Annotated in this window: 11 protein-coding genes; 7 read left to right on the forward strand and 4 right to left on the reverse strand. The window is 51.3% G+C overall.

Annotated elements, in window-relative coordinates; genetic code table 11:
* The first annotated feature begins 528 nt into the window (after positions 1-528).
* Both GmarT_RS27125 and GmarT_RS27130 read left to right on the forward strand, forming a co-directional pair.
* The gene (locus tag GmarT_RS27125; RefSeq protein ID WP_002647427.1) at positions 529-2,133 is read left to right on the forward strand and encodes a DUF1549 domain-containing protein; all 1,605 of its coding nucleotides are present in this window, start codon (positions 529-531) and stop codon (positions 2,131-2,133) included.
* Between the two features lie 26 nt (positions 2,134-2,159).
* On the forward strand, positions 2,160-3,443 hold the full coding sequence (locus GmarT_RS27130; protein WP_002647426.1) for a DUF1501 domain-containing protein: 1,284 nt from the start codon (positions 2,160-2,162) through the stop codon (positions 3,441-3,443).
* 30 nt (positions 3,444-3,473) lie between these two features.
* Here GmarT_RS27130 and GmarT_RS27135 read toward each other — a convergent pair whose 3' ends face one another.
* The 4 genes from GmarT_RS27135 to GmarT_RS27150 all read right to left on the reverse strand — a co-directional run bounded on the left by GmarT_RS27135 (position 3,474) and on the right by GmarT_RS27150 (position 6,556).
* Positions 3,474-3,836, reverse strand: a complete 363-nt coding sequence (locus GmarT_RS27135; protein ID WP_149303473.1) for a hypothetical protein — start codon at positions 3,834-3,836, stop codon at positions 3,474-3,476.
* A gap of 210 nt (positions 3,837-4,046) precedes the next feature.
* Entirely contained in the window at positions 4,047-4,883 is an 837-nt protein-coding gene (locus GmarT_RS27140) for a DUF1559 domain-containing protein (RefSeq protein WP_002647424.1), read from the reverse strand.
* A 255-nt stretch (positions 4,884-5,138) separates the two neighbouring features.
* The gene (locus tag GmarT_RS27145; protein ID WP_002647422.1) at positions 5,139-5,558 is read right to left on the reverse strand and encodes a DUF6795 domain-containing protein; all 420 of its coding nucleotides are present in this window, start codon (positions 5,556-5,558) and stop codon (positions 5,139-5,141) included.
* 14 nt (positions 5,559-5,572) lie between these two features.
* Entirely contained in the window at positions 5,573-6,556 is a 984-nt protein-coding gene (locus GmarT_RS27150) for a DUF1559 domain-containing protein (RefSeq protein ID WP_002647421.1), read from the reverse strand.
* A 498-nt stretch (positions 6,557-7,054) separates the two neighbouring features.
* Here GmarT_RS27150 and GmarT_RS27155 point away from each other — a divergent pair, with 498 nt between their 5' ends.
* The 5 genes from GmarT_RS27155 (at position 7,055) to GmarT_RS27175 (ending at position 13,616) form a co-directional block, all read left to right on the forward strand.
* Positions 7,055-9,109, forward strand: coding sequence for a hypothetical protein (locus tag GmarT_RS27155; protein WP_002647420.1), 2,055 nt, complete (start codon positions 7,055-7,057; stop codon positions 9,107-9,109).
* A gap of 38 nt (positions 9,110-9,147) precedes the next feature.
* Positions 9,148-10,047, forward strand: coding sequence for a hypothetical protein (locus GmarT_RS27160; protein ID WP_002647419.1), 900 nt, complete (start codon positions 9,148-9,150; stop codon positions 10,045-10,047).
* A gap of 98 nt (positions 10,048-10,145) precedes the next feature.
* Positions 10,146-10,445: a (2Fe-2S)-binding protein gene (locus GmarT_RS27165; RefSeq protein ID WP_002647418.1), complete on the forward strand. Its 300-nt coding sequence runs from the start codon at positions 10,146-10,148 to the stop codon at positions 10,443-10,445.
* A 34-nt stretch (positions 10,446-10,479) separates the two neighbouring features.
* Positions 10,480-11,232: an ABC transporter ATP-binding protein gene (locus GmarT_RS27170; protein WP_002647417.1), complete on the forward strand. Its 753-nt coding sequence runs from the start codon at positions 10,480-10,482 to the stop codon at positions 11,230-11,232.
* On the forward strand, positions 11,232-13,616 hold the full coding sequence (locus tag GmarT_RS27175; protein WP_052301263.1) for an ABC transporter permease: 2,385 nt from the start codon (positions 11,232-11,234) through the stop codon (positions 13,614-13,616). The genes GmarT_RS27170 and GmarT_RS27175 overlap by 1 nt, the downstream gene beginning before the upstream one ends.
* The last annotated feature ends 1 nt before the right edge of the window (position 13,617 follow it).

A 13,617-nucleotide genomic window follows, 5' to 3' on the forward strand; every position in this document is an offset into this window, starting at 1 on the left:
GATTGAGGACGCCCCTGAAACACTCACATAAAAATCGCCTTATCCCCTTTATTAACAATGTCTTACAAATCAATACGGCAATTTGACGGCAGATCGATCTGAAACGTTTTTCCTATATTTCTGTGTTAAAATCCTGAAGCTCCGGCTATGGAACACAACAAAATGTGTGAGATATCTCACATTTGCCATTCGACACCCCACCTCGCAATAAGTATACATACACTCAACAAACCAATCAACACTAAAGTACACCTATTCGCATATTCAGAGATCTCTCCCCGATAAAATGATAGACACGTGGATCTTGCTGTAGAAATATCTTTATCCTGTGTGATCCGAATGCATCAAAATCTATTTACCTTCAATCACAACCCTGTACCATAAAGGATGAGGGCTGCGGGCAGTTGATTTACCCTCTGAACCCATCAATTGAGCCCCCTGTTCTGAACTACGCTGAAATTCTCAGTTGTATTTGATGAAACAGTTGTATTCCGATCATCGTATCACCTATCTCAAACAGGTTATTCCATGTTGAAGCGTCGCTCCTCTTCTCAATGGATCATTCTGGCTGCCTTGATTTGCCTGATTATTTCAGTCCCTTCTTCAGCAGCACCGAAAAAAAGAGCTGCCCCCAAAACACCGCCGTTAAATTTACCGCCGTTAAAAACCCAGGAGCAGAAAATGCAGCTGCTGGGCTACATCAGGCAGACGATGCCCACGCGTCGCATTGCGCAACGGATCAACTTCAGTTCAGCCGATCTGGACCAGGCATTGGAACAGGAACTGGGACCAGCTGCTCAGACGCTGGCACAGACGATTGATGATGAGACCTTCATCAGACGGGTTTCGCTGGATCTGACCGGGCAACTGCCTGCACCGGAAAAAATTGAAGACTTCATCAAAGACCAGAGTCGTGGCAAGCGGAGCGATCTCATTGATGAACTCCTGGAATCGCCGGCCTACGGTCGCAAGTGGGCACGCTACTGGACCTCGGTAATTTTTTATGAAAGCGAAGCAAATCGAAGACGCGTTGACCCACAGGCACTGGAAGACTGGCTGGCAGAACAGTTCAACAAAGGTGCCCCCTGGGATTACATCACGGTCATGCTGATCTCGGCAACTCCCGAACGGAATAAAGCGGTTCGCAACGACTACGGCCAGGACTTCGGCCCGAATAATTTTGTCCTCGCCTGCGAAAACAAGTCGACCGAACTGGCTTCTCAGACAGCCCGTATTTTCATGGGGATCAGCATCAAATGTGCCGAATGCCACGACCATCCTTTCGACAACTGGAAACGGGAACAGTTTCACGAACTGGCTGCTTTCTTTCATCCCTACACCTATAAAATGCCTGACCAGACTGACCCCAAAATACAGACTGTGGTTCAGCCCCGCTTTTTACTGGGTGAAAAACCACATGAAAAAATGAAAGCCGACGCACGCCGGGTCTCCATCGCGGCTTACCTGGCTTACAACCCGAAGAATTACTGGTTCGCCCGCGCATATGTGAATCGCATCTGGAGCGAACTCATCGGCGATGGGTTCTACGATGTCGACAGCCTGGGCCCCGACAGTGAGGTCATTCACAAGCCGGTCGTGAATCGCATTGCCGCCAACTTCCGCTATAAAGACTTCGACCCGAAATGGGTTTTCAGACTGATCATGAATTCCAAAGTCTATCAACGTGAGATGCGCACCAGTAACTCCGCCGCGGAACTGTTTACCGCAGTCAGACCCTCACGCCTGCGTCCCGATGTAATCGCCAATTCAGTCGAAAACCTGATTGGAGAAGACCAGTCAATCCGCAAGGAAATCATGCAGGCCTTTGATATGAACCCTTCTCTCCCGCAGGATGCCTTAGAAGGCAGTATCCAACAGGCACTGCTGCTGATGAATAACCAGGAACTGCAGACCAGACTCTCACAAAGCGAACTGAAACAGCAGCTGATCAAGATCTCTTCCGACACGGAACTGGTGGATTCACTGTATCTGAATGTACTGGCCCGACATGCTACACCGTCAGAACGGGAGCGAAATCTCAGCTATCTGCGTGACTCAGAAAAACGCGAAGAAGCCGTTGATGACCTGCTCTGGGTTCTGCTCAATTCGACAGAGTTTCGCACAAAACGCTAACGGTAACCAACCACAGGAACATTCCTATGCAGACTGATGCGATCTTACATCTGAATCTTAATCGTCGTGGTGGATTGTCACGCAGAAATTTTCTGCAGTCAGCCGCATTGGGAATCGGCGGTTCATCGCTGCTCTCACAGTTTCGCCTGCATGCTGAGGACCTGAAAAAAGAGGGCCGCTCCTGCATTTTACTCTGGCTGGCAGGTGCTCCCAGCCAGATGGAAACCTGGGACCCCAAACCGGGCACACCCAACGGGGGAGAAACGAAAAAAATTCAGACGCAGTCACCCGGTGTCGAAATCGCACATTACTGGCCTAAAATCGCTGCGGCCATGAACGAGATTGCTGTCATCCGCGCCATGACCGGCAAAGAAGCCGCCCACGAGCGGGGCACCTACCATCTGCATACAGGGCATCGCATGCTGGGCATCGAAAAATTCCCGCACTTTGGTTCAGTCGTCGCCCGCGAACTGGGAGACCCGCAATCCGATATCCCGAACTTTGTCAGCATCGGTCAGACCCTGAGTTCCGGTTTTCTGGGAGTTCAGGTGGCCCCGTTTATTATCGATCGCCCCGGCCTGCTACCGGACAATGTGGTGAACAGTACTTCCAATTTGCGACAGCGCCGAAGGCTCGCTCTGCTCAGCCAGCAGGAGAGTGAATTCGCAAAGGCGGGCGCAACTGAACTCGTGAAAGAACAGAGCGAACTCTATCAGAAGGCTAACCTGATGATGACTTCGCCGCGGCTGAAAGCGTTTCAATTCGATGATGAGCCCGCTGTGATGCAGGAAGCCTATGGAAAATCTCAAACCGGACAGGGCCTGCTGGTCGCACGTCGGCTGGTCGAAGCAGAAGTCCCGTTTGTGGAAGTGCGCAGCACTGGCTGGGACATGCACAGCAGTGTATTCAGCAGTATGGCACGCCGCGCACCTGAAGTGGACCAGGGACTGTCTCAACTCCTGCTGGACCTCAAACAACGGGGGCTGCTGGAAAAAACGCTGGTGCTCTGCATGGGGGAATTCGGTCGGACCCCCAAGATCAACGCCCGCGGTCCTGCTCCGGGTCGTGATCACTGGGTCAGAAACTTCAACCTGCTGATGGCGGGTGCCGGCATCAAAGGCGGACAGGTCATCGGCAAAACTGATGAAAATGGGCAGGAAATCATCGAAGACCCGGTTCAGGTCGACGACCTGTTTCAATCCATGTGCAAAGCCATGCACATGGATGCTGATATGGAACTGCACACCCCCGTCGGCCGCCCTGTCAGGCTGGTTGACGGAGGTGCCGTCATCAAAGGACTCTTCGGTTAGGCGGCTGACAACTCAACCGGTTCCCCTCTGTCAGGACTTGATATCAATTGACAGCTGATTGGCGCTCGGCTGGACCGGCACAGTATAATCGCTGGAAGTTTCGCTCATGTATTTGGCAGGCATCCCTCCGGGGGGCTGACCATTATCTGTAATAAAGTAAACCCGATACTCGCCCGGTGCAATCGGGTCAGGCAGTGTAAACTTCCCCTCACCATTCAGTTCCGCCTGTCCGACCATCCCGAACTTCAACGAGAAAAATCCGACCTGGCCTGATGTCACAGGCTTTCCGTTGAACGTCACCGTTCCGGATACGGTCGCGTTATCATCTGGTTTTTCCGGTGTTTCCAGACTGGCTTCACAACCGGTCAGCAGCAGCACTGCAACCAGCATCATTGACAACTTTGAATTGAAAAAAGAGCGCAAAGACCCTGGTTTCAGTATTTGAATCTGTCGCATAACATCAGAACCTTCAGCGTGAGAGAAATGGCGGAAACCAACGGCTATTCGAGAAGGCGTAACTGCTCCTGAACCGGTGACAGCCCAAAAACGTCAAGCCTTCATCGAATGAGTCGTCAGGTATTTCTTATGTGCAACGAAGAGAAATCAGGGGAAACTCACGACATTTCCATCAGCCTTATCACTCAGCTGCTGATACACCGTGAAATTCATGTTCTCTGACAGAAAGTGAACCGAACCATCAGTAAACACAAAATGGGCGCCCCCCACGTGATCACTGCCGAAGTTGGCTGAGTTATCATCCCAGCCAGTCGCAGGTGTGAGATCGGCCACATTCTGATTGATATGTGCTTTCTGGGTATTCCGGGTCGCATGCCAGCCCCAGCGATATTGAGGGCTCGTCAGTGACGACTCAACAGTTCGCTTTTCACCAGCGGAAAAGACGTTGGAAGCACCATCGGTTACATCACGCAGACGGGTATTGGAGTTCTGGTTAAACATCCCTTTCCAGTTACTGTGTGTACCTGAGTTACAGTGCCCTGTCCCGGAACTCACTGCATAGTCGCCATAGGCCTGAGTACTGCTGTTTAAACTGGAACGTGGTTTGGATGGACAAAAGTAAGCAATAACCGGTGCACTGTTCGCTGCTTTGTTAGCAGTATCACTTTGAGGCAGGCTGAAATTCCACTTGTTGTACAGGTTGGCCTGTTCCATGTAAGGAAGAATAAATGCAAATACACCAATCGCGCCAGGACCCACACTGGCAGGAGGAAAAATTGAGTGCGTCTCATGGTAATTATGAAATGCCAGCCCCAGTTGTTTCATGTTGTTTTTACAGGTACTTCTGCGGGCTGCTTCCCGCGCCTGTTGAACAGCCGGCAGCAGCAAGGCGATCAGAATCGCAATGATCGCGATCACCACAAGCAGTTCAATCAGAGTGAACCCTCTCTGAACAGCGTTCGGTTTCTTTTGAGTCTCGAGCATGCTTATCTCCCCAAAAATTAATATAAAGAAAGTAACTATCTTCATATTCTACTTGCCGCCCATGAAGACGAATTACGTAAACCCGTATTTTTCATCCGGTTTTACAGCAGGGGAACCAAAGGGGAGAAAGAAGCCTGATTTGAGCGATTTAATTAGCATAATCCACAATTCTGCAAACCGATATCGCGCTCGGCTTGCGCAAAGCGAAACGAGGGCCCTGCAAAAGGGCCCATAAAGCAGCACTGCCCCGAGTGATTACCTGGACTTCAATTCAAACTGAAAATTGTTGGGACCAACCTTGGTAACATCGGCGGTTTCACCCGAATTGGTGCGGGTGTATTTCTCGGGCAGTAATCCCGTGGAATCGGCGTCCATCACAGCAAAGCGTACTTTATGCTTTCCAGAGACGGCACCAGAGGCATCCTGATTGTACATCAGCTTGAATTTTCCTTCCGCATTGGTAGTCCCCCGGGAAGAGGCCTGGTCTGCTGCTTCCGGTTGAAATATCACCGAAATATTCTCAAGCGGTTTACCATCCAGAGTGACTGTTCCGGTGACTTCCGTCAATTCGGGTAGCGGCTCCCCACCCCCCGAACAGCCGGCAATCAAAACCATACATAAAAGAGAACAGACTGTTTTTGAAACGTTGTTTAACAGAGCGCGTTTTGTCTTCATATTCTTCCTTTGGCTTACCATTCCCCAATAACATTTCCATCGGCGATGCTGACGAGATTGAGCAACGTTGGTTCATTGGTGTTTTCACTGACAAAACGCACGCCCCCGTCGGCCAGCAGTACATGACAGCCACCTTCATGTTTACTTCCGGGTGTCCAGGCAAATGGCAGTGAAGTTGTTGAGTTATATGGCTTGTTAATACCGTAGCTCATATTCAACCAGAACGTATTCGTCCAGGCCCCCCAATAAGGACCATAGTTCGAACTGTATTTCTCCATCGAAGTTTCGGACATGAAGATTGTATTGGTCGTCCCATCGGTGATATCTCTCATCCGGGCAGAACCGTTTGTTCCAAAAGCAGATCGCAGGTTGCGGGCATTATTCGCATGCCCCCAGAATAACTCCCGATTCTTACTGTTATCTTCCCAGGCACGAGCAATGACACCATAACTGGTTCGATGATAATCCACAGTGTAATAATGAGTTGTTGTACTGGAATTGGTTCCCGGTGAATCCGCAGGATCTGAAGGACAGACATAAATACTGAGACGCTGCCTTTTAAGCGCTGCCATATTCGAAGCGGCCGCAGTCGCACTCGGAGGTGTTACATCGGCATGCGCTGACAATCCCATCGGCTGAGAAAAATTCAACTGGTTATACAGGTTTGCCTGGTCAAGGTAAGGCAGAATCAGCAGGTGTGCGGTGATATTTTTGACATTGCCTGACATGGTATCCGGGCTCACCAGCAGGTTTCCATGCTGACACCCGGGATTGACTGTCGCTGGTGGGAAAATGGAATGCGTATCATGATAGTTATGCATCGCCAGACCAATCTGTTTCATACTGTTTTTGCAGGTACTGCGACGGGCTGCTTCCCGGGCCTGTTGCACAGCCGGCAGTAACAGGGCAATCAAAATCGCAATGATGGCAATCACCACAAGTAGCTCAATCAGAGTGAAGCCGCGAGACCGTTCAGATTTAGTGTGAAATATGAGCACGATATTTCTCCCGTAAAATATGAATTAGAAATTTAAATACATACAAATAACTATATCCTGCTCGACATACGTCCCATTTCAGGATTTGCGTAAAACTGGTCAGGATTTGCCGCCAGTTATTAAAAATTGATTGCCCGGCCAGATCCGAAAGGACATGGAGATTTTCCAAACGGTGACGCTGAGAAGAACGGAATCTCTATCTGCGACACTCTGGAATGTTGAGACGATAACTGGAGGACTTTCAAACAGATAATTGTTTACTGAATTAAAGACCAGTAACCCGAATGGCTCATTTTGATTAATCAGGACCAAAGAACCAGAGGAGTGTGGTCTGATTCGAAACTTGTGTTAATCTGAAACTAGCCTCAAAAAGACTTGGCAGCACTGCTTCTCTCAACGTATGATAAACAGGAGAGCTGCGCCTGAGCGGGAGATTGCCTTCCGCATTAATCCTGACTGTAACTGACTTTAAAGAAACCACTCCTGACAGGCTGATTCATGTCGAGCATTGCTGTTCCTTGTCCTCACTGCAAAAAAAAACTCAAGCTCCGGGATAAGAGTCTGCTCGGAAAAAAAGCAAAATGCCCCAACTGCAAACAGGCTTTTGTTTTGAAACTTCCGGCGATGACACCCGCCGCAGGTGAACATTCTGCTCCAGTTGAACCACCACAGACCCCCCCCGCTTCCGACCCGCAAATTCAACAGGCACCTCCCGCTGCGTCGGCAACGCCTCCGCAGGAAGAAAAGATTCAGATTGAACTGGCACAACCTGCAACGCCTGTCGTCGGCACCTCAGCCAAGTGGGTTCCCGACGAACCTGCAACACCGCCTCCGGTTGTATCGGAGCCTGCGCCCTCTGGTTTTCCGCAGATTGATACCTCAGCGCCGCCGGTTGTGAATACCAGCCCTGCACCCAATATCGATACTGGAGCTGCCGATTCCGCATTCCCGAATATCGCAGTTGAAGCCACGGAAAATGCCGGCGTCGCGCGAATGCGAGAGTTACGCCGCAAAAATGCAAAGCGCAGAAACGTGACAATTGCCAGCATCGTGGTCGTCCTGCTCCTGATTGGAGTCGGTGCCTACTTTGCCTGGGATCAAGTCGAAGAAACAATCGCATCCAAACCAGTGAAACCAGTCCCTGTTGCGGCAGCCAGCCCGACTGTCGCCTCAACTCAACCATACACACCACCAGCCAAGGTGGCTCCCAGCCCGACAAAGGGAGAACCGATTCAACTGTTATACGTTCCCGCCGGCACACGAATCCTGATCCATCTGCGTCCTGCAGAACTCTGGGCACCAGGTTCACAAGGCGAAGAATTCCGTGCCTGTCTCGGGCCGGTCGGCATCTGGGCCGAACAGATCATTAAAGAAATCTGCCTGACCGGACCAGCACAGATACAAGAACTTACATTCTGCCTGATTCTCGGCTCTCCGGGAGCACCTCCCGAATATGCTGCGGTCATCAGGACGACCGAGCCTTTCAAACGTTCTGAACTGATAGCACAATTAGATGGACAGCGACTGGACGACTACAGTTTCCCCGTCTATTCGGGTGAAAAATATTCGTCGATGATCGTCGATGACCACACCTATGTGATCGGTCCACCAGGAGATCTCCGTGCCGCAGAGATGGCAGAAGCACGCGAATATCAAAGCAGTACCTCACCCGGCATCGAGTCCGTTCTGAAACAGACCGACCGGGATCGGCACCTCACGATTGTCTTCGACCCCGATGAAGTGCGTCGACAGCAGGACGTACTGCTACCGGAAAAAGCGCATCCTTTCATCAACGAATTTCTGGACTGGATCGGTGAAGATGTCGAAACCGTTGCCTGGAGCATGCATCTGGGATCGGATGATTTTTATTCGGAATGGACGTTCCGTAATTCAACCATGATTCGTCCCGGGAAACTCGCAATCAACCTGAAAGAACAACTTGATGCCCTTCCAGAGGAAATGCTGGAAAGTGTTCAAAAAATGAATCCGGGAACCGTAGGCAGCCGCAAAGTCATCGGCCGGTTCCCCGCGATGCTCAAAGCTTTCAGCATGGCCAATCAGGAGCAGTCGGGGGAACGTTATGCCCAGTTGGTCAGTAACCTCCCGGAACGCGCTGCACCAAACCTGGCGCTGGCCAGTCTGTTGGCCTGGGATGAATCCACGCGCACCGACTTCTCTGTGAAAGCCAAACCCAGACCGACGGGTCCGCAACTGCCGGATAAAGTCGTGGACCGCCTGAAAATGAAGCTCGAAGTGGACTTCAAACGCATGCCGCTGGAAGAAGTGCTGGCTTATATTGCAGACGAAACCAAAACCAAAATCATTCTGGATGGAGCGGGATTAAAACTGGTCGGTTACACTCAGAATATGAGACAGACCATGAATCTGGGTACGGTTTCCGCTCTGGAGACCCTGCAGGCCATCTTCAATACGAAAGATCAGGAGCAGATGTGCCTGATCATTGATGAAACTGCGAAAACGGCAACCGTAACCAGTAAACCTTTCGCGCAGCAGAACAATCTGAAAATGTATGAGTTTCCGCCTGCTAAATAAACAGGCGCTATCTGAAATCCCGTCGCAGGTGATTGCTGATGGATATCACCACATTTCAATGCCCTCACTGTCAGGCCGTGCTTCGCATGCGTTACAGACAGGTTGAAGGCACTACTTTTCCCTGTCCCGACTGCCAACAGCAGCTCCGCATCACGTTATCCCCGCAAGGCGAACTCACCGTTTCCATTATCGCGCCGGAGCCCGAACCTGCGGGCCCTTCACCACTGAAAATCAAAACGCTCACTGCCTGGAAGCAGCTGCAGAAAGGTGGCTTGTATCTGTTGGCGAGCCCCGTACTGATGGCCTGGCTGGTCGCGGGCACTGGCGCATTCATCCTGTTACTGCTGATCATCTTCGATGAACGACACTCCGTTGAAATCGCAGTCGATCAGGAACGTGAAACAGAAACCGTTCCCGCTGATATTGAGTCAGAGAACACGAACCGTCCGGTATCACATGCAGAGCAGGCTCCCGTTGCCGATGCTGTTCCTGATTTACCGGTAAAGGAAAATCAGAATCTGACAGAACTGGCAGCGCCAGTACAGCCAGCCGAGGTTCCCGCCGAACATCAGGTGTTAGTGGCTGACAAACCGGAGAATCTGCCTCCGCTGATCGCGTCAAAACCAAAACCAGCAGCTCCGCCCGCGGCTCCCCAGACCGATGTGACGCTGGCGTTACAGATACCAATTCTGGAATTTCGCCAGGCAGAGGAAATTCCTCTGAAGACGATGATGATTCAGTTTGAGGAAATGCTTGATACCGAGTTCGATCTGGCAGACAACGTCAAAAACGACCCGCGTCTGCTGGAAACCCCAATCGCACTTTCGAGCAATAATACAACACTCTCACATTTATTGGAGCAAATATTGAGTGAAGTAGCCCTGACATTTACTGTCAAATCAAATAAGATTTACATAGAGAGGGTTGCAGCCCCCTGAATCAATCTCCTGACGCAAACTGGATTTTCTCTTTTGACGACTCCCGTCTCCGCTTTCTCTGAACCCGGTTGCCGGCTCATACGAAATTAGTATCTATTGTGAAACTCGACGACAAAGTCTGTTACTGTTTTCATATCAGTAAACGAAAAATCATCAATCATCTGCGGATTCATCGCCCGCGGCGTGCCAGTCAGTTAAGTGATTGTGGCGGTGCCGGTACCGGTTGTGGCTGGTGTGTTCCTTATCTGAAACGCTACTTCGCCGAGTATGAGAAATCAGGTCGCTCCGAAACAGGTGAAACGCCATCCACGGAAACGGATGTCATCACAGCAGAAGAGTACGCACGGCAACGAGATCAGTATATTGAAAGCGGAAAAGGGACTCCCCCTGCCAGATAAACGTATTTAACCTCTACTGCTTCGAGATCACAACATGGCGGCCTCTGATACCGATGCACTCCCGTCCCTGCAAAACCAAGAGCGTTCCAGCCTGCTCTCTCTGAAAGCCATCTCCAAAACCTATGTCACGGGAGACGTCTCTGTCCCCGTGTTACACAATGTCGATCTCGAAGTTCTCTCCGGCGAATTTCTGGTGATTGTCGGACCTTCCGGTTCCGGCAAAAGCACTCTATTGAATATCGTGGGAGGCATTGATGTCTCTACTACGGGTGACGTCTTTTTTCATCAGCAGAATATTTCCGAATTCAGTGAGCAGCAGCTGACCCGTTACCGCCGCGAAAATATCGGCTTTGTCTTTCAGTTTTATAATCTCGTCCCCACTCTGACGGCGCGGGAAAATGTCATTGTCGCAGCCGACATCAGCGCCGATCCCATGTCGCCTGACGACGCACTGAAACTGGTGGGCCTGTCTGACCGGGCAGACCATTTCCCTGCACAGCTCTCAGGTGGTGAACAGCAGCGGGTGGCAATTGCCCGTGCGCTGGTGAAAAAACCGGAACTGCTGCTGTGCGACGAACCCACGGGAGCACTCGATCTTTCTACGGGTCGCATGATTCTTGAAGTGCTCAGCAATCTGAATCACGAGCTGGGTAAAACTGTCGTGATTATTACCCACAACTCCGCTATCGGAAAAATGGCACAACGTGTCATCCGCATCGGCTCCGGTACGATTGCTGAAACCAGCATCAATCCGCAGCCCATCCCGGCAAATCAGGTCACCTGGTGATGAAAGTTCTGCATCGAAAATTAATGCGGGAGTTGTTCGCTGCCAAAGGGGTACTGGTCGCAATCATCAGTATCATTGCCGTCGGTATTGGCTGTTTTATTGCCATGTCTTCGACCTATGACAATCTCGAATATTCCCGCCAGAGCTATTATCGAGTCTGTCAGATGGCCGACTTCTCGGTTGAGCTAAAAAAAGTTCCCGTGGGTGACCTGGCGACACTGACCGATGTCGCGGGCGTGACCAGTATTCTGCCTCGCATTGTGTTCGAAGTCACCGCTTCCCTGGAAGGGGTTGAAAAACCATTGTCCGGTCAGGTGGTCTCACTTCCGGCGCATGAAAATGCCCCCATCAATCGTATTGTGATCAAGCAAGGCAGCTACTTCACCGATCAGCGTCAGGAAGAAGTCATCATCAACGATGCATTTGCCCGCGCCCACAATCTGCGGCCAGGTGACCACATTCAGTTGATTCTGAACAATCGACTGCAGGAACTGTTGATTGTCGGCACCGCCATCAGTTCCGAATTCGTCTACCTGATCGGTCCGGGAGGCCTGGTTCCGGAACCCGAAACATACGGCGTGTTTTACCTGAAACATGATTACGCAGAGGATGTATTCGGCTTCGAAGGGGCCGCCAATCAGATCCTGGGACATCTGGCGCCCGAGTTTCAAAGCCCGGATCGGGTCCGCCAGATTCTGGACCAACTGGAACTCAACCTCGACGACTACGGCGTCTTCTCCACCACGCCGCTGGCGCAGCAGTCTTCCCACTGGTTTCTCAAAAGTGAAATTGATGGATTAAAAGTCAGTGCAACGATCCTGCCGACCATCTTTCTGATCGTCGCTGCACTCGCACTGAACCTGCTCATGTCCCGCATGGCAGAACAGCAGCGGACCATCGTGGGCACCCTGAAAGCGCTCGGCTACTCCAACCAGGAAATTTTTCTGCACTTCATTCAGTTCGGACTGCTGATCGGAATCGCGGGCGGCCTGCTGGGAATTCTGATCGGCTATTCTCTGGCCGGCGCCATGACGGCACAGTATCGTAACTTCTTTGAGTTCCCTTCCCTGATCAACCAGATGTACCCGCGAGTCATTCTGCTGGGCATGCTGATCAGCATCTTCTTTGCAGTGCTGGGGACATTTCGCGGTGTCCGTTCGGTCGTGCGTCTTTCACCGGCAGAAGCGATGCGGCCCAAACCTCCTCTGCGGGCCCGACGAATTTTACTGGAAAAGATCCACGCTTTCTGGAACGCGCTTGACTTTCGCTGGCAACTCGTGCTCCGCGACATCTTTCGTAATCGCACGCGAACCCTGGGAGGCCTGCTCTCTGCGACTGTCGGCGCGATGCTGCTGCTGGTAACCTTTTCCATGTACGACTCTGCCTTTGCGCTGCTCAATTTTCAATATGACAAACTGCTGCTCAGCGACATCGATATCAGCTTTAAAGACGATCACGATTTCGCGGCCCTGTTCGAATCACAGCAGTTGACCGGAGTCGATTATGCCGAGCCCCTGTTTCACATCGGCTGCACGCTCAAAAACGGGATCCACGAAAAGAAAGCCGGCATCACCGGCATCACGCGGACCGCACAGCTGACAATCCCCCGCGATACGGCAGGTAACCGTGTCAATGTTCCTGAGACAGGTATTCTGGTCACGCGTAAACTGGCAGACATCCTCAAGATCCAGGCAGGGGACTCCCTCGAAATGATTCCCGTCACCGGTGATCGCGTCGCCAGGCAGGTTCCCGTCATGAAAATCATCGACAGCTACCTGGGGCTCACCGTTTATGCCGACTTCGATTATCTGAATCGACTGATGGGGGAATCACAGACCCTGACCAGCGTGCAACTGAAAACCAATCCTCGCCCGGCGATCACCCGGCAGATTTATCGGCAGGTCAAACAGATTCCCGCCATTCAGTCGGTTACTTCCATTCGCGATCAGAAAGAGAAACTCAAAGAAGTCCTCGTGGATCAGATGATTGTGATGATTGTGGTCGTCATCGTGTTTTCCTGCCTGATTTTTTTCGGCAGTATCCTGAATGCCTCTCTCATCTCCCTTTCCGAACGACAGCAGGAAATCGCCACGCTGCGTGTATTGGGCTATACTCCCTCTGAAGTCGGTTCCATTTTCTTGAGAGAAAGTTTTTGTGTGAATCTACCTGGCATCCTGCTGGGGCTACCCGCCGGTTACTGGGCCTCCAAAGGCATCAACATTGCCTATGATACCGAACTGTTTCGGATGCCTTTTACCATCGACGCCATGAGCTGGGTTTATACGGTTCTGCTGGGAATTATTTTTACGCTGATCTCACACTGGCCGGTGCAGAAAGCCATCCGTAATATGGACTGGCTCACCGCGCTCAATGTAAAGGAATAAA

The sequence above is a fragment of the Gimesia maris genome, assembly GCF_008298035.1.
Lineage (GTDB): Bacteria > Planctomycetota > Planctomycetia > Planctomycetales > Planctomycetaceae > Gimesia > Gimesia maris.